Genomic DNA, 17,691 nt, shown 5'->3' on the forward strand with positions numbered 1-17,691 from the left:
GGTCACGTGGGCGTGACCACCTTGTAGTTCTTCGGCACCTGCGCGTCGGGGCGGCGCAGGTACAGGGGCAGCGGGTCCAGGAAGCCCTCGCCGCCGGCCGCCAGCTTCTCCGCGGCGAGCGCGGCGAGCGCGGCCGCCGACTGGTGCTCGGGGTCGCGGGCGTCGGGGAAGGCCTCGGGGTAGAGACGGGCGCCCGCGCCGACGACGGGCAGGCCCGCGAGGCGTTCGGCGATCTCGGCGGGCCGGTCGACGGCCGCGTCGGTCACGCGGGTGCGGGAGTCCTCGTACCGCGCCCAGTAGACCTCCTTGCGGCGCGCGTCCGTCGCGACGGCGAAGGGCTCGTCGATCCCGGAGGCGTACGCGAGGCCGTCGAGGGTGCACAGGCCGTGCACCGGGACGCCGAGCGCGGAGGAGAAGGCGGCGGCCGTGACGAGACCGACGCGCAGGCCGGTGTACGGCCCGGGGCCGACGCCGACGACGACGCCGGTGACCGCGTCGAGCGCGAGGCCGGCCTCCTTGAGGACCCGGTCGACGGCGGGCAGCAGCAGCTCCCCGTGGCGGCGGGCGTCGACCTGGCTCGACGAGGCGACGACGGCCTCGCCGTCGTGCAGGGCGACGGTGACGGCGGGGGTGGCGGTATCCATGGCGAGCAACAGCACGCGAACAGCCTACGGCTCCCGGGACGGGCGGCGCCCCGGCGAGGCACCCGGGCCACCCCCGGGCCGCCCCCGGGCACGGCGCCCGACCACCGGGGGCACCGGCTGCTACCGTCACCCTTCGATACGTTCGTACGAGAGGTGGGCACGGTGGCAAGGAGCAGCTCGGGATTCGTGGCCGGGCTCACCGCGGCGGCCGTCGTCGCGGTCGGCGTCCTCGCGTACCAGGCCTCGGCGAGCGCCCCCACCGATCTGTCGGTGAAGCCGAAGACGCCGGGCACGACCGCCCCCTCCGTCTCGCCGAGCGGCGGCCCGAAGCAGCCGGCGAAGAACCCGCTGACGGTCCCCGCGGGCTCCGGTACCGGTGAGCGGGTCGTGTACGCGCTCGCCGACCGCCGGGTGTGGCTGGTGAACGGCAAGGGCAAGGCCACCCGGACGTTCACGGTGATGCCGAGCACGGTGGACCCGCTGCCGGGCGCCTACACGGTGACCTCGCGCTCGGGCTCGGTGCGCGGCTCGGACGGGGTGCAGATCGAGCACGTGGTGCGGTTCGCGACGGCCCAGGACGTGGCGATCGGCTTCAGCGCGGCGGTGGACGGCTCGACGCCGAAGCCGGACCCGTCGAAGAAGACCGGCGGCATCCGGATGAAGCGGGCGGACGGGGACGCGCTGTGGACGTTCGCGTCGATCGGCGCGAAGGTCGTCGTCGTCGCCTGAGCCCGACGCTCGAAAAATCTCCGGCGCCCGAAAGCTTCGGCGCCCGAAAAACGCTCCGCCGCCCGAAAGCTTCGGCGCTCGGAAAGCTCCGCCGCCCGAAAAGCCCCTAGGCGGCTTCGTCCCGCCGTACGACGTCCTGGTCCCCGCCCTCGGCCTGCTCGGGCCCGGGGCGGCGCGGCGGCGTGGACAGGGCGCGCGCAGCGGCACAGGACGCCAGCAGCTCACCCATCGGGACGTAATCCCGGCCGTGTCCCGCTTCCGCGCGCTGTGGCGTGGCCATGCATGCCTCCCGTAGGTTAGGTACACCTAACCAGCTCGTGCATCCATGTCACCACGGCACGTACGGCCCACGCAATATCTTCCCGACACGTTGTCGGAAACTCCTACGATCAGACGTACGCCACGGCGCCCCGGAAGGCCCGCCGTCAGCCGAGATCGAGGTCCTCGTCGGCCCAGCGCGAGCCGATCCCGCGCAGCACGACCGTGCGCCGGTCGTCGTCGGTGTCGCCGGTCAGCCGGTGGATGAGGACGTGCAGCCGGTCGTCGGTCAACTCCTCGACCTTGCCGTCACCCCACTCCACGACCACCACGGACTCGGGCAGCGAGACGTCCAGGTCGAGGTCCTCCATCTCGTCGAGGCCGCCGCCGAGGCGGTACGCGTCGACGTGCACCAGGGCCGGGCCGCCGACCAGGGACGGATGGACGCGGGCGATGACGAACGTCGGGGACGTGACCGCGCCCCGCACGCCGAGGCCCTCGCCGAGGCCGCGGGTCAGGGTGGTCTTCCCGGCGCCGAGCTCGCCGGTGAGCATGACGAGGTCGCCGGGCCGGAGGAGTTTCGCGAGCCGGCGGCCGAGGTCCCCCATCTGCTCGGGGGAGTCGATGGCGAGGGTGGCGCCGGAGACGGGCGGGTGTGCTGCTTCCATACCGGCCAACCTAACTCTTGCCGGCGTCCGTCCTCACCGGCACCGGCCCCGGGACGGCACCGGTCCGCACGAGCAGGTCGGCCAGGCGGTCGGTGACGGCCTCGGGGTGCTCCAGCATCACCAGATGACCCGCGTCGGGAACGATGACCAGCTCCGCGTCGGGCAGCAGATCGGCGATGGCCTCGGTGTGCGAGCTGGGGGTGACGAGGTCGTTGTCCCCGGCGAGCGCGAGCACCGGCAGCTCCAGCTCCGCGAAGGCGGTGAGGGCTGCGGCCTTGTCGTGCTCGGCGAAGGCCGGGTAGAACTCCGCGACGACGTCGATCGGGGTCGACTCGATCATCCGCTCCGCGAAGCGGGCGACCGCCGGGTCCACGTCCTTCGACGCGAACGAGTACTTCTTGATCAGCCCGGCGAACAGGTCCGCCGTCGCCCGGCGCCCGCGCTCGACCAGCTCCGCCTGGGAGCCGAGCGCCCGCAGCACCCCGGGCAGGACCCGTCGGACGGCGTTGACGCCGGCGAGCGGCAGCCCGTACGTCACCTCGCCCAGCTTCCCGGCCGAGGTGCCGACGAAGGCGACCCCGAGGACCCGCTCGCGCACGAACTCCGGGTACTGCTCGGCGAGCGCCATCACCGTCATGCCGCCCATCGAGTGCCCGACCAGGACGAGCGGGCCCTCGGGCGCGGCGACGTCGAGGACGGCCTTGAGGTCGCGGCCCAGCTGCTCGATGGTGACGGGCACCCCGTCGGGGCCGGACTGTGCGACGCCGTGGCCGGAGCGGCCGTGGCTGCGCTGGTCCCAGTGGACGGTGCGGACGAGACCGCGGAGCGCGGCCCGCTGGAAGTGCCAGGAGTCCTGGTTGAGGCAGTAGCCGTGACTGAAGACGACGGTGACGGGGGCGGGTTCCTTGCGCCCGAAGAGCCGCCGGCGACGACCGCCGGACGTGTCGGCCTCGGCCTCCCCCACCTCGTCGACCTCGTAGTAGAGGACGGTCGAGTCGTCGGCGAGCGCACGGCCGGAGGTGCCGCGGAGACTGCCGTACGGGCCGGTGGCGTCCAGGGCGAGCCGGGCCTTCTGGCGTACGGAGCGGCCGACCGTGAGCCGCTCGACGGCGACTCCGGCGGCGGCGCCCGCCGCGAGGACCCCTATCGCGGCCCCGGCGAACCCGGCCCGCCGCCAACTCCTCGGCTCGCCCACGAAGAACCCCTATCCGTCCAGGTAGACGCGCGGGACGCGCGCGCCGATCCGGGTGACGATCTCGTACGCGATGGTGTCGGCGGCCACCGCCCAGTCCTCGGCGGTCGGCTCGCCCCGGTCGCCGGGGCCGAAGAGCACGGCCTCGGTGCCCGGCTCGGGGGTGTCCCCGCCCAGGTCGACGACGAACTGGTCCATGGCGACGCGCCCGGCGACGGTACGGACCGTGTCGCCGACGAGGACGGGCCCGCGGCCCGAGGCGTGCCGGGGGACACCGTCGGCGTACCCGATCGGGACGAGACCGAGGGTGGTCTCGTCACCGGTGACGTAGTGGTGCCCGTAACTCACCCCGTGCCCGGCGGGCACGTGCTTGACGAGCGCGACACTCGCCTTGAGCGACATGACGGGCCGGAGCCCCAGCTCGGCGGAGGTGCCGAGCTCGGGGCTGGGCGAGACGCCGTAGAGGGCGATGCCGGGCCGGACCAGGTCGAAGTGGGCCTCGGGCAGGGTGAGGGTGGCCGGCGAGTTCGCGATGTGCCGGACCTCGGGCTCGACGCCCGCCTCCTCCGCGTGGGCGAGCATCGAACGGAACACGTCGAGCTGAGCGGCGATGGAGGGGTGGTGGGGCTCGTCGGCGCAGGCGAGGTGCGACCAGAGCCCGGTGACCTTGACGAGCCCTTCGGCCTCGGCCTTCAGCGCTGCACCGACCAGCTCGGGCCAGTCGGCGGGCTGGCAGCCGTTGCGCCCGAGCCCGGTATCGGCCTTGAGCTGCACACGAGCGAGCTTCCCGGTCGCCTTCGCGGCCTCGACGACCTCCTCCAGAGCCCACATCCCGCTCACGGACATGTCGAGACCGGCCTCGATGCCCTGGTCCCAGGGGTCGCCGGGGGTCCAGAGCCAGCACATGACGGGAACGTCGGTGATCCCGGCGGCGCGCAGGGCGAGCGCCTCGTGCGGGGTGGCCGTTCCGAGCCAGTCCGCGCCCGCTTCGAGGGCGGCGCGGGCACAGCGCACGGCGCCGTGTCCGTACGCGTCGGCCTTGACCACGGCCATGATCCGGACGTGGGGGGCGACGCGGGCGCGCAGCGTGCGGACGTTCGCACGCAGCGCGCCGAGGTCGATCTCGGCGCGGGCTCTGCGGGGCGGAGGTGTCTCAGTCATCGCGCCCAGTCTCTCAGGTGTCAGCCACCGGGCCGCTTCCCCCAGATGTAGACCCGGTCACCCTTGCGCAGGACGTCCCAGAGTTTCCCGGCGTTGCCGTAGCTGAGATTGACGCAGCCCCGGCTGCCGGTGGGCGTGGCGATCTGCCCGTAGACGGCGTGGAAGGCCTGGCCGCCGCTGAAGAACTGGGAGTAGGGCATGGGGGTGTCGTAGATGGACGACCAGTGGTCCTTGTGCCGCCAGTAGACGGTGTGCCACCCGGTGCGTGTCGCATACCCGACGCGCCCGCTCCGCACGTTCACCACCTCGAAGGTCACCTTCTTGTCCTTCCGCACCCACATGAGCTGCCGGTCCAGATCGACGCAGGCCACGGCGTACTTCTTGACGGGGCAGCGCCGCCCCGGGTCGAGGTTCTTCCGCGCGGCGAGCAACTCGGCCCGGGCCCAGGTGACGGGCCCGGCGTACCCGTTGGCGGGCTTGATCTTCTCCTTCACCTGAAAGGCCTTGATGGCCCTGCAGTCGGCGGCCGACTGCTTCCCGTCGACCCGCAGCTTCAGCAGCCGCTCGACCTGCCGCTGATAGGTCCCGGTGCTGGCGGTACAGGCGGCCCCGACGGCACTCCGCGGCAGATACTCGACCAACTCGTCCACGTCCCCCTCCGGCGCGGGCACGGGAACGTCCCCCTGCGACGGCAGAGGAGGCAGCACCTGATCGGGAGTGTCCATCGGATACTCGGCCCGCCCACCCCCGACGACCCCGGGCACGAGCGGCTCGACGGCGCCGGGGGCGGGCGGGGGCGCCTCGGCGTCGGGGGCGTCGGGCGCGGGCGAGACGGCGCCGGGCGCGGGGGAATCGACGGCGGACGCGGGCACGGGGGAATCGGGCGAGGGCGCGGGCGAGGGGAAATCGACGGCGGGCGCGACGGGCTCCGGCTCGGGCGTATCGGCGAGGGCCGCCGTCGGCCCGAAGGCGAGGACGGTGGCGAGGGCGAACAACAGCGGCGCGGTACGGCTTCTCCAACTGATCACCCCACCCACCCAATCCCCGCCCCGCGCTCCCAGCGCGCCGGATCCCACGGCCGGGGCAACGGGTTCGCCCGAGTGGCCGCCGCCGGAGCAGAAGCCGCCCACCGGGTCGGCGTGCCGCGCAGCGGGCGCGCCGGCCCGGGACCACAACCCCACACACCACGCCACGAAGCAGGCACCCCAGCCCGCAACCACAACCCCACACACCGCGCCACGAAGCAGCCGCCCCAGCCCGGGACCACAGCCCCCCGCACCGCGCCGCGCAGCGGGCGCGCCCTCAGCGGGGGTCCGGGGGCGCAGCCCCCGGGAAACAACTACCCCACCCCCAACCAGCCCCCGGCAGGGTTTCGGGAAGGGGCGGGGTGGGGGAAAGAACGCCCCTACGACACCGGCGCCGCCACCACGTCCCGCCAAGCCCCCCGCAGGGACTCCGCCACCTCCCCCGCCGTCACCGGCCCCGCACCACCACCTCCCGGAGCCCGACCACCCCCCGCTCCCCCCGAGGCCCGCCGCGCCGCCAACCCGTGCAGGTACGCCGCTGCCGACGCCGCCTCCACCGCCGGCAGCCCCGCTGCCAGCAGCGACCCCGCGAGCCCCGACAGGACGTCCCCGCTCCCGGCCGTCGCCAGCCACGGCGTCCCCGTCGGGTTCACCCGTACGGGCTCACCCCCCGGCCCGCACACCAGCGTCGTCGACCCCTTGAGCAGCACCGTCGCCCCGAACCGCTCCGCCAGCTCCCGTACCGCCGCGAGCCGTCCCGCCTCGACCTTCTCCCGGGCGACGCCCAGCAGCGCCGCCGCCTCCCCCGCGTGCGGGGTGAGCAGGGTCGGTGCGGGGCGACGGGCGCGTACCGCCGCCGGGTCAAGGCCCCGCAGGCCGTCGGCGTCGACGAGGACCGGCACGTCGGAGGCGAGGACCTCGGCGACCGCGACGACGGGCCCGGGCCCCTCGCCGAGCCCGGGCCCGACGACCCAGGCCTGCACCCGCCCGGCCTTCTCCGGCCGCCCGGAGTGCACCAGCGTCTCCGGGTGCCGCGCGAGCACCGCGTCCCCCGCGGCCCCGACGTACCGCACGGCCCCCGCCCCGCCGCGCAGCGCCCCCGCCACCGCGAGGACCGCCGCGCCCGGGTAGCGGGCGGAGCCGGCGACGACGCCGAGGACCCCGCGCCGGTACTTGTCGCTCTCGGCGCCCGGCACGGGCAGCAGCCGTGCGACGTCCCCGTGCTGGAGGGCCTCCATCTCCGGCACCCCGGGGAGGTGGGGGCCGAGCCCGATGTCGACGATCCGCAGCGCCCCGGCGTACTCCCGCGCCGGGTCGACGAGCAGCCCGGGCTTGTACGTCCCGAAGGTCACCGTCACGTCGGCCCGCAGCGCCTCCCCCGTCACCTCGCCCGTGTCGGCGTCGACGCCGCTCGGCAGGTCGACGGCGACGACGACCGCGTCGGAGCCGCGCGCGGCGCGGGCGACGGGGACGGCGTCGGGCCGGAGCCCGCCCTGCCCCCCGATGCCGGTGATGCCGTCGAGGACGAGGTCGGCGACGGCGAGCGCCTCGAAGGGGTCGTCGGCGATCCGCCCGCCCGCCGCCCGGAGCGCCGCGAGCCCGCCCTCGTGGGCGCGCTCCCCGAGCAGTACGGCCGTGACGCCGGCGCCCCGCCGGGCGAGCCGGGCGCCGGCGTACAGGGCGTCGCCGCCGTTGTCGCCGCTGCCGACGAGCAGCACGACCCTCGCCCCGTACACCCGGGGCAGCAACCCGGCGCAGGCGGCGGCGAGTCCGGCGGCGGCCCGCTGCATCAGGGCGCCTTCCGGGAGGCGGGCCTTGAGTGCGGCCTCGGCGGCCCGGACGGTCTCCACGCGGTGAGCGGTACGCATGCCCAGCAGTCTGCCGCAGTCCGCTCCCCCTCGCCCGGAGCGCCCAGGCGCCTCATCGCCCAAGCACCCGTCCGAAAGCGAGGGTTGACGCCCCTTCAGCGCTCAACTTAGGCTTGCCTTACCTAACACGGCACGACACCACCCCCTGGACGCGCGCGGCACACGCAACCTGACGCCGGCCCTGGCAGTCGCGCGCCACACGGCCCGGGGCCCGACCGTGGAAACGGCCGGGCCCCGGGCTCGTACATCCCGAAAGCGTCACGCCTCGGCGATCACCACCGCCGAGGCCACCCCCGCGTCGTGGCTCAGCGAGACGTGCCAGTGCTTCACGCCCAGCTCCGCCGCCCGCGCCGCCACCGTCCCGCGCACCCGCAGCCGCGGCTGCCCGGTGCCCTCGACGTACACCTCGGCGTCCGTCCAGTGCAGCCCGCCCGGCGCGCCGAGCGCCTTCGCCAGCGCCTCCTTCGCGGCGAACCGCACCGCGAGCGAGGCCACCCCGCGCCGTTCGCCGCTGGGGAGCAGCAGCTCCCGCTCGACGAAGAGGCGCTGGAGCAGCCCCGGTGTGCGCTCGATCGACGCGGCGAAGCGGTCGATCTCCGCCACGTCGATCCCCACCCCAATGATCATTTCCCACTCACTCCACGGTCACCGACTTGGCCAGGTTGCGCGGCTGGTCGACCTCGTTGCCCCGCGCGGTGGCGAGCTCGCAGGCGAAGACCTGGAGCGGCACCGTGGAGACCAGCGGCTGGAGCAGCGTAGGCGTCGCGGGGATCCGGATGAGGTGGTCGGCGTACGGGACGACCTCCTCGTCGCCCTCCTCGGCGATCACGATGGTCCGCGCACCGCGGGCCCGGATCTCCTGGATGTTGGAGACGATCTTGTCGTGGAGGACGGAGCGGCCCTTGGGCGAGGGCACCACGACGACGACCGGCAGGTCCTCCTCGATGAGCGCGATCGGCCCGTGCTTGAGCTCTCCGGCGGCGAAGCCCTCGGCGTGCATGTACGCGAGCTCCTTGAGCTTCAGCGCGCCCTCCAGGGCCACCGGGTAGCCGACGTGTCGCCCGAGGAAGAGGACGGTGTTCTTGTGGGCCAGGGACCTGGCGAGAGCCCGTACCGGCTCCATGGTCTCGAGCACCCGCTCGACCTCGTCGCCGATCCGCGCGAGCTCACGCACCACGGCGCGGATCTCGTCGCCCCACTTGGTACCGCGCACCTGACCGAGATACAGCGCCAGCAGATAGCAGGCGACGAGCTGCGTCAGGAACGCCTTCGTCGAGGCGACGGCGACCTCGGGCCCGGCGTGGGTGTAGAGGACGGCGTCCGATTCCCTGGGGATCGTCGACCCGTTCGTATTGCAGACGGCGAGCACCTTCGCGCCCTGCTCGCGGGCGTGCCGGAGCGCCATCAGGGTGTCCATGGTCTCGCCGGACTGCGAGATCGCGATGACCAGGGTCTTCTGTCCGAGGATCGGATCCCGGTAGCGGAACTCGCTGGCGAGCTCGACCTCGCAGGGGATGCGGGTCCAGTGTTCGATGGCGTACTTGGCGATGAGGCCGGCGTGGAAGGCGGTGCCGCAGGCGATGATGACGACCTTGTCGGCCTCGCGGAGCACGGCGTCGGGGATGCGTACCTCGTCGAGGGTGAGCCGGCCGGCCCCGTCGATCCGCCCGAGGAGGGTGTCGGCGACGGCCTTGGGCTGCTCGGCGATCTCCTTGAGCATGAAGTAGTCGTAGCCGCCCTTCTCGGCGGCGGAGGCGTCCCAGTCGACGTGGTAGGCGCGTACGTCGGCGGGCGCCCCGTCGAAGTCGGTGACGGTGACGCCGTCCCGGGTGAGCTCGACGACCTGGTCCTGGCCGAGTTCGATCGCCGAGCGGGTGTGGGCGATGAAGGCGGACACGTCGGAGGCGAGGAAGTTCTCGCCCTCGCCGACGCCGACGACGAGCGGCGAGTTCCGGCGGGCGCCGACGACCACGTCGGGCTGGTCGGCGTGGACGGCGACCAGGGTGAAGGCCCCGTCGAGCCGGCGGCAGACGAGCCGCATGGCCTCCGCCAGGTCGACGGCGGAGGAGAACTCCTCGGCGAGGAGGTGGGCGACGACCTCGGTGTCGGTCTCGGACGCCAGGTCGTGGCCGCGCTCGGCGAGCTCGGCTCGCAGGGCGGCGAAGTTCTCGATGATGCCGTTGTGGACGACGGCGACGCGCCCGGCGTTGTCCAGGTGCGGGTGCGCGTTGACGTCGGTCGGCCCGCCGTGGGTGGCCCACCGGGTGTGCCCGATGCCCACGGAGCCGCCGGCCAGCGGCCGGTCCTTGAGCTCCTTCTCCAGGTTGACGAGCTTGCCCGCCTTCTTGGCCGCGGCGAGTCCCCCGTCGGAGAGCACCGCGACACCGGCCGAGTCGTAGCCCCGGTATTCGAGCCGCTTCAGGCCGGCGACCACCACGTCAAGAGCCGACTGCCCGCCAGCGTATCCCACGATTCCGCACATGTCGGAAGCCTAGGGCGGAAGGGGCCTGGAAAGCAGGACTCGGCCGGGTGCGGCGGCTGCGCGTCGACAGCCGCCGCACCAGGGCCTGCGCGTCGACCGCCGCCGCACCCGGGCCTGCGCGTCGGCGGCCGCCGCACCAGGCCCCCCCCGGGGTGACGTCAGCCGAGCTTGGCGGCCTGCGCGTCGATGATGGCCTTCGGCAGGGCCTTGGCCGTGCCGCCGAAGCTGAGCGTGGAGAACGAGGCCAGGGTGTTGCCCTGGCGGAAGGCGACCAGCTTGGTGACCCAGGGCTTGCCGTCCACGTCGGTGGTGACCGTCCAGGCGAGCGACTCCTCCCCCGCGGTCAGCGTCTCCGGCGCGAGCTTGGAGATCTTCGTCCGCTCGCCGCCGCCGATCAGCGTGAAGCCGCCCGCGCACTCCGTACCGGCCGTCTTCAGCGAGGCGAAGGCCTCCTGGGCGCCCTGCCCGTCGTACGAGCCGAGGGCCACGCCCGTCACCGGTGCCGCGAGCGCGCCCAGGGCGTCCTCCGGCGAGGCCGACGCCCCTTCGGTCTTCGGCACCTCGATGGCCTTGCGCTGCGCGGACGCCGCCGGCTTCCCGGTGGCGATGTACGACATGGCGTGGGCGAGCGGCGTACAGGACGGCTTGTCGGCGGAGACCGCGGAGGCCAGGGCGATCTCCCCGGCCTTGGCCTTCTGCACCTGGTGGCCCGGCAGGTCGGCCTGCTCGACGATGAGCTTCTCCAGCTCGGCGGCGGACAGCGCCTTGGCGGGTGCGCCGCTCGTGGCGGAGGCGGAGGCACTGGGAGCAGCCTCCTTGCCGCTGCCCTTGCCCTGGTCGCCGCTCTTCTCCCCGCCACCGCAGGCGGTGACGAGCAGCGCGAGGGAGACGGCGGTGGCGGCGACGGCGGCACTTCTCATGGACGTACGCATCGGTGGTGACCCTCTGCTTCTCTTCGTGGTCTCTTCGTGGTCTCTTCGCGCCGCCCGGCGACGGCTCCCCCCCGCGTGAGATCCCAAGGACACAAGGACACGAGGACACGAGGACACGCGGACACGCGGCATGAGCATGATCGCCCTGGGGTCATGGCCGGACAAAGGCTTTTGTCGCGTGACCGACCCCACGGCCCACGGACGCCGCCGACCCACGACAATGGCGGGGTGATCACTTCGCCGCCACGAAGCGCCAACGGAGAAGGTCCCCGCGATGGCGCAGGGACCGGCAGCCCCCGGAACGGCACCGGCCACCGCCGCCCGTCCGAGACGACCCCGTACGTCGACCTCACCCGAGCCGAGTGGAGCGACCTCCGAGACAAGACCCCCCTCCCCCTCAGCGCCGACGAGGTCGAGCGGCTCCGCGGCCTCGGGGACGTCATCGACCTCGACGAGGTCCGCGACGTCTACCTGCCGCTCTCCCGGCTGCTCAACCTCTACGTGCAGGCCACCAGCGGCCTCCGCGGCGCCCTCAACACCTTCCTCGGCGAGAGCGCGGAGCAGCGCGGCACGCCGTTCGTCATAGGGGTCGCCGGTTCGGTCGCCGTCGGCAAGTCGACGGTCTCCCGGCTCCTCCAGGCCCTCCTGGCCCGCTGGCCGGAGCACCCGCGCGTGGAGCTGGTGACCACGGACGCCTTCCTCTACCCGATGGAGGAGCTGAAGGCGCGCGGTCTCATGGCCCGCAAGGGCTTCCCCGAGTCGTACGACCGCCGGGCGCTCACCCGGTTCGTCGCGGACATCAAGGCGGGCAAGGAGGAGGTCACGGCCCCGGTCTACTCGCACCTGATCTACGACCGCGTGCCCGGCGAGCGGCTCGTCGTCCGCCGCCCCGACATCCTCATCGTGGAGGGGCTGAACGTCCTCCAGCCGGCCCTGCCCGGCCAGGACGGCCGCACCCGCGTCGGTCTCGCCGACTACTTCGACTTCTCGGTGTACGTGGACGCGCGGCCGGAGGACATCGAGCGCTGGTACCTCAACCGCTTCCGCAAGCTGCGCGACACCGCGTTCCAGAACCCCTCCTCGTACTTCCAGCGGTACACGCAGGTCTCCGAGGAGGAGGCCCTCGAGTACGCCCGCACGATGTGGCGGACCATCAACAAGGTCAACCTCCTGGAGAACGTGGCTCCGACGCGCGGCCGGGCGACCCTCGTCGTCCGCAAGGGGCCCGACCACAAGGTGCAGCGGCTGAGCCTCCGCAAGCTCTGATCCCCGCAAGCTCCGATCTCCGTAAGCTCTCCCCATGCTGCACCTCCGGATGATCGTTCCGCCCGGCCGTACCCCGGCCGCCGTCAAACTGATCGCGTCGACGGTCGGCACCACGCACCTGGTGGTGCTGCCGGGCGCGGCCCGTGACCCGGCCGGCGACGTGGTCATGTGCGACGTGGCCCGCGAGGCCGGTGACGAACTCATCGGCGGGCTGCGGGAGCTGAGGATCGACCAGGACGGCTCGATCGCCGTCGACAACATCGACCTCTCCCTCTCCAAGCGTGCCGACGACGCCGAGGAGGAGGCCCCGGGCGAGCCCGCGGACGCGGTGATCTGGGAGCAGCTGACGGGCGCGACGCACGAGGAGTCGACGCTCTCGATCACGTACAGCGCGTTCATGATCCTGGCGACGATGATCGCGGCCTGCGGTGTCGTCCTCGACAACGCGATCCTGATCGTGGGCGCGATGGCGGTCGGCCCGGAGTTCGGCCCGCTCGCCGGAGTCTGTACGGCGGTGGTGCGGCGCGCCCCGAAGCTGGCGGCGCGCTCGCTGATCGCCCTGCTCGTGGGCTTCGCGGCGGCGATCGTGGCCACGACGGTCTTCAGCCTGGGGATGGACGCACTGGGTCTGTTCAGCAGGGAGCAGCTGGACGCGGATCGCCCCAACACCAAGTTCATCTGGCAGCCGGACCCGTTCTCCTTCGTCGTGGCGCTGCTCGCGGGCGTGGCCGGCACGCTCTCGCTCACGTCCTCCAAGTCGGGTGCCCTGGTGGGCGTGGCGATCTCGGTGACGACGGTCCCGGCGGGCGCGAACGCGGCGGTGGCGCTCAGCTACGGCGAGATCGGCCAGATGTGGGGCTCGGTCGAGCAGCTGCTGCTCAACCTCCTCGGCATCATGCTGGCCGGAGTGCTGACCCTGTACGGGCAGAAGCTGCTGTGGCACACCCAGCGCGGCCGCTGGCGGCGTGGGGCACAAGCGCCCCCGAAGCCCTGAGAGACCGGGAAGACCAGGAAGACCGAGAAGACCGAGAAGGGCCCTGACCGCTCCCTCACGGGTGCGGCAGGGCCCTCTCCTGCATGACGGTGCTTCAGAAAGGTTAGCCGAGCGCGGACTTCACGACGTCCGCCAGACGCTGCGCGACCGCGCGGGCCTGCTCGATGTCGGCGGCCTCGACCATGACGCGGACGAGCGGCTCGGTGCCGGACGGGCGCAGCAGGACCCGGCCGGTGGCGCCGAGCTCCGTCTCGGCGGCGGTGACCGCGGCGGCGAGGTCGCCGGAGGTCTTCACGCGGGACCTGTCGACGTCCGGGACGTTGATGAGGATCTGCGGCAGACGCTCCATCACGCCGACGAGCTCCGCGAGGGACTTGCCGGTGGCGGCGATCCGGGCGGCGAGCATCAGGCCGGTCAGGGTGCCGTCGCCGGTGGTGGCGTGGTCGAGCACGATGACGTGCCCGGACTGCTCGCCGCCGAGCGCGTAGCCGTGCTCCTTCATGGACTCCAGGACGTAGCGGTCGCCGACCGCGGTCTGGACGAGGTTCAGGCCCTCGCGCTCCATGGCGAGCTTGAAGCCCAGGTTGGACATGACGGTCGCGACGACGGTGTCGCCGCGCAGCGTGCCGGCCTCGCGCATGGCGAGGGCGAGCACGGCGAGGATCTGGTCGCCGTCGACCTCGTTGCCCGCGGCGTCCACGGCGAGGCAGCGGTCGGCGTCGCCGTCGTGCGCGATGCCGAGGTCGGCGCCGTGCTCGACGACGGCGGCGCGGAGGAGCCCCAGGTGCGTGGAGCCGCAGCCGTCGTTGATGTTGAGGCCGTCCGGCTCGGCGCCGATGGTGACGACCTGGGCGCCGGCCCGGGTGAAGGCCTCGGGCGAGACGTGGGAGGCGGCGCCGTGGGCCTCGTCGAGGACGACCTTGAGACCGTCGAGACGGTTGGGGAGGACCGCGAGGAGGTGGGAGACGTACGTCTCGAAGCCCTCGTCGTAGTCGCGGACCCGGCCGACGCCGGCACCGGTCGGGCGCGCCCAGGGAGCGCCGGTGCGGTGCTCCTCGTACACGGACTCGATGCGGTCCTCGAGGTCGTCGGCGAGCTTGTGGCCGCCGCGGGCGAAGAACTTGATGCCGTTGTCGGGCATCGCGTTGTGGCTGGCGGAGAGCATCACGCCGAGGTCGGCGCCGAGGACACCGGTGAGGTGGGCCACGGCGGGGGTGGGGAGGACGCCGACGCGCAGCACGTCGACACCGGCGCTGGCGAGACCCGCCACGACGGCCGCTTCCAGGAACTCTCCCGACGCACGCGGGTCCCGTCCGACCACGGCGGTCGGCCGATGGCCTTCGAAGGTGCCCGCTTCGGCCAGCACGTGCGCCGCCGCGACCGAGAGACCGAGCGCAAGCTCCGCCGTCAGGTCCGCATTGGCGACACCGCGAACGCCGTCCGTGCCGAAGAGTCGTCCCACAGCTGTCCTCCGAGAAAATACGTGCCCAAGCCGATGAAAGATGAAGGTGAAGGTAAAGGTGGAAAAGGTTATGAAAAAACGTACGCCCCGACGGCACGGGCAGTGCCGCCGGGGCGTACGAAAACAGTCCGAGCAGGCGTGATTAACGCTTGCTGTACTGCGGGGCCTTACGGGCCTTCTTGAGACCGGCCTTCTTGCGCTCGACCGCACGGTCGTCGCGGGAGAGGAAGCCGGCCTTCTTCAGCGCCGGGCGGTTGTTCTCGACGTCCGCCTCGTTCAGCGCACGGGCCACACCGAGGCGCAGGGCGCCGGCCTGGCCGGAGACACCGCCACCCGCGATGCGGGCGATGACGTCGTAGCGGTTGTCGAGCTCGAGCACCTTGAAGGGCTCGTTGACTTCCTGCTGGTGCACCTTGTTGGGGAAGTAGTCCTCAAGGGTGCGACCGTTGATCTTCCACTTGCCGGTGCCCGGAACGATCCGGACGCGGGCGATGGCGTTCTTGCGACGGCCCAGGCCGGCGGCCGGCTGCGGGTCGCCGAAGCGGGACGCGAGCGACTCGGAGGTGTACTCACCCTCGACGAGCTCGGTCTCAGTGGTGTACTCCTCAACGCCCTCGAACTCGTCGACGGGGGTCTCGGGGGTGGTCTCGGCCACGATTCTCCTCAGATTTCTTTCGTTCTTAGGGGGTGTGGCCGGAACTACTGCGCGACCTGGGTGATCTCGAACGCAACCGGCTGCTGCGCAGCGTGCGGGTGGTTCGGACCCGCGTAGACCTTCAGCTTCGAGAGCATCTGACGGCCCAGGGTGTTCTTGGGGATCATGCCCTTGATGGCCTTCTCGACGGCCTTCTCGGGGTTCTTCTCCAGCAGCTCGTCGTAACGGACGGAGCGGAGACCACCCGGGAAGCCGGAGTGGCGGTAGGCCAGCTTCTGGGTCTTCTTGTTGCCGGACAGGTGGACCTTGTCAGCGTTGATGATGATGACGAAGTCGCCCATGTCCATGTGGGGGGCGTAGACGGGCTTGTGCTTGCCTCGGAGGAGGTTCGCAGCCGTGGTCGCCAGACGGCCCAGGACGATGTCCTGCGCGTCGATGATGTGCCACTGGCGAGTGACATCGCCGGGCTTGGGGCTGTACGTACGCACTTCGTAGCCTTCGCTTCTTCAGTGGATGGAGTCCAGACACACCTGAAGCGATCATGCAGCTGGGGCTTGCACTGCCGGGACCATGCCCGTATGCGAGCCACTGGTAACTGCTCCAGGGAACCTGCGTAACGGCCCTTCGCGTGAGAACGACGAAGCCAATACGCATAACAAACCGCAACAGTACCCGCGCCACCCCCGAAGGGTCAAAACGCCGCGAGACCCCAGGTCAGCGCGCCCGCTCGACCCGCCGCTCGTCCCACACCGGCTCGGTCGTCTCGCGCACCACGCCGTCGGAGCCGAACACCAGGAACCGGTCGAAGCTCTTCGCGAACCACCGGTCGTGCGTGACCGCCATCACGGTCCCGTCGTACGACTCCAGGCCGTCCTGGAGCGCCTCGGCCGACTCCAGGTCCAGGTTGTCCGTCGGCTCGTCGAGGAGCAGCGCCGTCGTCCCCGCCAGCTCCAGGAGCAGGATCTGGAACCGGGCCTGCTGCCCTCCGGAGAGCTTGTCGAAGGGCTGGTCGCCCTGGCGCTCCAGCTCGTACCGCCGCAGCATCGACATCGCCGCGCCCCGGTCCTTGGCGTGCTCGGTCCACAGGATGTCGACGAGCGGCCGCCCGGTCAGCTCCGGGTGCGCGTGGGTCTGCGCGAAGTGCCCGGGCACGACCCGCGCGCCCAGCTTCCAGTCGCCCGTGTGGGCGACCGTCTGGTCCCCCGCGAGCAGCCGCAGGAAGTGCGACTTCCCGGAGCCGTTCGACCCGAGGACCGCGACCCGCTCCCCGTAGAAGATCTCCAGCGAGAACGGCTTCATGAGACCGGTCAGCTCGAGGTTCTCGACGGTCACGGCCCGCACGCCGGTCCGGCCGCCGCGCAGCCGCATCCGGATGTCCTGCTCGCGCGGCGGCTCCGGAGGCGGCCCCGCCTCCTCGAACTTCCGCAGCCGCGTCTGCGCCGCCGCGTACCGCGAGGCCATGTCGTGGCTGACCGACGCCGCCTGCCGCAGGTTGAGCACGAGCTTCTTCAGCTGGGCGTGCTTCTCGTCCCAGCGCCGCTTCAGCTCCTCGAAGCGGGCGAACCGCTCGCGCCGGGCCTCGTGGAAGGTGTCGAAGCCACCGCCGTGCACCCACACGTCCGAGCCGGCCGGACCGGGCTCGACCGCGACGATCTTCTGGGCGCCCCGGGAGAGCAGCTCCCGGTCGTGGGAGATGAAGAGCACGGTCTTACGGGTCTCCCGCAGCCGCTCCTCCAGCCACCGCTTGCCGGGCACGTCGAGGTAGTTGTCCGGCTCGTCCAGGAGCAGCACCTCGTCGGGGCCGCGCAGCAGGTACTCCAGGACCAGCCGCTTCTGCTCACCGCCGGAGAGCGTCCGCACCTCCCGGAACTGCGCCTTCTCGTACGGGACGCCGAGCGCCGCCATGGTGCACATGTCCCAGAGGGTCTCCGCCTCGTACCCCTGCACCTCGGCCCAGTCGCTGAGGGCCTGCGCGTACGACATCTGCGCGGCCTCGTCGTCGACCGTCATGATCAGGTGCTCGGCCGCGTCGACCGCCTTCGCGGCCTCCCGGATCCGCGGCTGCGCCACCGAGACCAGCAGGTCGCGGACGGTGGACGCGTCCCGTACGGAGCCGACGAACTGAGGCATGACGCCCAGGCCGCCGCTGACGGTGACCGAGCCGCCGTGCGGCTGGAGCTCCCCGGAGATCAGCCGGAGCAGTGTGGTCTTGCCGGCGCCGTTGGCCCCGACGAGGGCGACGACCGCGCCCTCCCCGACCCGGAAGGAGGCGTCCCCGAGCAGGACCCGCCCGTCGGGAAGGTAGTACTCAAGATGTGCGGCCTCGACATGTCCCATGGGGTGCATTGTCGCCGC

The 17,691-nt window shown here is 72.4% G+C and carries 17 protein-coding genes; 3 read left to right on the forward strand and 14 right to left on the reverse strand.

Annotation, left to right across the window (positions count from 1 at the left end):
- Positions 1-2: 2 nt before the first annotated feature.
- Complete coding sequence (gene tsaB / locus ACFWWU_RS24240) at positions 3-659, reverse strand: tRNA (adenosine(37)-N6)-threonylcarbamoyltransferase complex dimerization subunit type 1 TsaB (RefSeq protein ID WP_384147922.1); 657 nt, start codon at positions 657-659, stop codon at positions 3-5.
- Between the two features lie 147 nt (positions 660-806).
- Here tsaB and ACFWWU_RS24245 point away from each other — a divergent pair, with 147 nt between their 5' ends.
- Positions 807-1,373 (forward strand): hypothetical protein, encoded by a 567-nt coding sequence (locus ACFWWU_RS24245; protein ID WP_384147923.1) that lies wholly within the window; start codon positions 807-809, stop codon positions 1,371-1,373.
- Between the two features lie 106 nt (positions 1,374-1,479).
- On the opposite strand, the gene ACFWWU_RS24250 is transcribed toward ACFWWU_RS24245, so the two are convergent.
- The 9 genes from ACFWWU_RS24250 to ACFWWU_RS24290 all read right to left on the reverse strand — a co-directional run bounded on the left by ACFWWU_RS24250 (position 1,480) and on the right by ACFWWU_RS24290 (position 10,947).
- Positions 1,480-1,653, reverse strand: a complete 174-nt coding sequence (locus ACFWWU_RS24250; RefSeq protein WP_384147924.1) for a hypothetical protein — start codon at positions 1,651-1,653, stop codon at positions 1,480-1,482.
- Between the two features lie 145 nt (positions 1,654-1,798).
- Positions 1,799-2,299, reverse strand: coding sequence for a tRNA (adenosine(37)-N6)-threonylcarbamoyltransferase complex ATPase subunit type 1 TsaE (gene tsaE / locus ACFWWU_RS24255; RefSeq protein ID WP_317598447.1), 501 nt, complete (start codon positions 2,297-2,299; stop codon positions 1,799-1,801).
- A 10-nt stretch (positions 2,300-2,309) separates the two neighbouring features.
- The gene (locus ACFWWU_RS24260; RefSeq protein WP_384147925.1) at positions 2,310-3,494 is read right to left on the reverse strand and encodes an alpha/beta fold hydrolase; all 1,185 of its coding nucleotides are present in this window, start codon (positions 3,492-3,494) and stop codon (positions 2,310-2,312) included.
- A 9-nt stretch (positions 3,495-3,503) separates the two neighbouring features.
- Complete coding sequence (gene alr / locus ACFWWU_RS24265) at positions 3,504-4,652, reverse strand: alanine racemase (protein ID WP_384147926.1); 1,149 nt, start codon at positions 4,650-4,652, stop codon at positions 3,504-3,506.
- Positions 4,653-4,672: 20 nt separating this feature from the next.
- Positions 4,673-5,524: a L,D-transpeptidase family protein gene (locus ACFWWU_RS24270; protein WP_384147975.1), complete on the reverse strand. Its 852-nt coding sequence runs from the start codon at positions 5,522-5,524 to the stop codon at positions 4,673-4,675.
- Positions 5,525-6,057: 533 nt separating this feature from the next.
- A complete protein-coding gene (locus tag ACFWWU_RS24275) occupies positions 6,058-7,545 on the reverse strand; it encodes an NAD(P)H-hydrate dehydratase (protein ID WP_384147927.1) in 1,488 nt (495 codons plus the stop codon).
- A 258-nt stretch (positions 7,546-7,803) separates the two neighbouring features.
- A complete protein-coding gene (locus tag ACFWWU_RS24280; RefSeq protein ID WP_384147928.1) occupies positions 7,804-8,172 on the reverse strand; it encodes a holo-ACP synthase in 369 nt (122 codons plus the stop codon).
- A gap of 7 nt (positions 8,173-8,179) precedes the next feature.
- Positions 8,180-10,027, reverse strand: a complete 1,848-nt coding sequence (glmS, locus tag ACFWWU_RS24285) for a glutamine--fructose-6-phosphate transaminase (isomerizing) (protein ID WP_384147929.1) — start codon at positions 10,025-10,027, stop codon at positions 8,180-8,182.
- 158 nt (positions 10,028-10,185) lie between these two features.
- Positions 10,186-10,947: a hypothetical protein gene (locus tag ACFWWU_RS24290; RefSeq protein ID WP_384147930.1), complete on the reverse strand. Its 762-nt coding sequence runs from the start codon at positions 10,945-10,947 to the stop codon at positions 10,186-10,188.
- 240 nt (positions 10,948-11,187) lie between these two features.
- Between ACFWWU_RS24290 and coaA the strand changes: the two genes are divergently transcribed.
- Both coaA and ACFWWU_RS24300 read left to right on the forward strand, forming a co-directional pair.
- On the forward strand, positions 11,188-12,225 hold the full coding sequence (gene coaA, locus ACFWWU_RS24295) for a type I pantothenate kinase (RefSeq protein ID WP_384147931.1): 1,038 nt from the start codon (positions 11,188-11,190) through the stop codon (positions 12,223-12,225).
- A gap of 34 nt (positions 12,226-12,259) precedes the next feature.
- Complete coding sequence (locus ACFWWU_RS24300) at positions 12,260-13,219, forward strand: DUF389 domain-containing protein (RefSeq protein ID WP_384147932.1); 960 nt, start codon at positions 12,260-12,262, stop codon at positions 13,217-13,219.
- A gap of 103 nt (positions 13,220-13,322) precedes the next feature.
- On the opposite strand, the gene glmM is transcribed toward ACFWWU_RS24300, so the two are convergent.
- The 4 genes from glmM to ACFWWU_RS24320 form a co-directional block, all read right to left on the reverse strand.
- Positions 13,323-14,681, reverse strand: coding sequence for a phosphoglucosamine mutase (gene glmM / locus ACFWWU_RS24305; protein ID WP_384147933.1), 1,359 nt, complete (start codon positions 14,679-14,681; stop codon positions 13,323-13,325).
- A gap of 142 nt (positions 14,682-14,823) precedes the next feature.
- A complete protein-coding gene (gene rpsI / locus ACFWWU_RS24310) occupies positions 14,824-15,336 on the reverse strand; it encodes a 30S ribosomal protein S9 (protein ID WP_015035601.1) in 513 nt (170 codons plus the stop codon).
- Between the two features lie 44 nt (positions 15,337-15,380).
- Positions 15,381-15,824 carry a 50S ribosomal protein L13 gene (gene rplM / locus ACFWWU_RS24315; protein WP_024755428.1) on the reverse strand — a complete coding sequence of 148 codons (444 nt, stop codon included), beginning with the start codon at positions 15,822-15,824 and terminating at the stop codon, positions 15,381-15,383.
- A 226-nt stretch (positions 15,825-16,050) separates the two neighbouring features.
- Positions 16,051-17,673: an ABC-F family ATP-binding cassette domain-containing protein gene (locus tag ACFWWU_RS24320; RefSeq protein WP_384147934.1), complete on the reverse strand. Its 1,623-nt coding sequence runs from the start codon at positions 17,671-17,673 to the stop codon at positions 16,051-16,053.
- Positions 17,674-17,691 lie beyond the last annotated feature (18 nt).

It is taken from the genome of Streptomyces sp. NPDC058650 (assembly GCF_042717315.1).
In the GTDB taxonomy this organism is placed as follows: domain Bacteria; phylum Actinomycetota; class Actinomycetes; order Streptomycetales; family Streptomycetaceae; genus Streptomyces.

Coding starts and splice junctions, on each gene's coding strand:
- ACFWWU_RS24250 (WP_384147924.1), bottom strand. CDS start 1,653: ATGGCCACGCCACAGCGCGCGGAAGCGGGACACGGCCGGGATTACGTC.
- tsaE (WP_317598447.1), bottom strand. CDS start 2,299: ATGGAAGCAGCACACCCGCCCGTCTCCGGCGCCACCCTCGCCATCGAC.
- alr (WP_384147926.1), bottom strand. CDS start 4,652: ATGACTGAGACACCTCCGCCCCGCAGAGCCCGCGCCGAGATCGACCTC.
- ACFWWU_RS24275 (WP_384147927.1), bottom strand. CDS start 7,545: ATGCGTACCGCTCACCGCGTGGAGACCGTCCGGGCCGCCGAGGCCGCA.
- ACFWWU_RS24280 (WP_384147928.1), bottom strand. CDS start 8,172: ATGATCATTGGGGTGGGGATCGACGTGGCGGAGATCGACCGCTTCGCC.
- glmS (WP_384147929.1), bottom strand. CDS start 10,027: ATGTGCGGAATCGTGGGATACGCTGGCGGGCAGTCGGCTCTTGACGTG.
- ACFWWU_RS24290 (WP_384147930.1), bottom strand. CDS start 10,947: ATGAGAAGTGCCGCCGTCGCCGCCACCGCCGTCTCCCTCGCGCTGCTC.
- ACFWWU_RS24300 (WP_384147932.1), top strand. CDS start 12,260: ATGCTGCACCTCCGGATGATCGTTCCGCCCGGCCGTACCCCGGCCGCC.
- ACFWWU_RS24320 (WP_384147934.1), bottom strand. CDS start 17,673: ATGGGACATGTCGAGGCCGCACATCTTGAGTACTACCTTCCCGACGGG.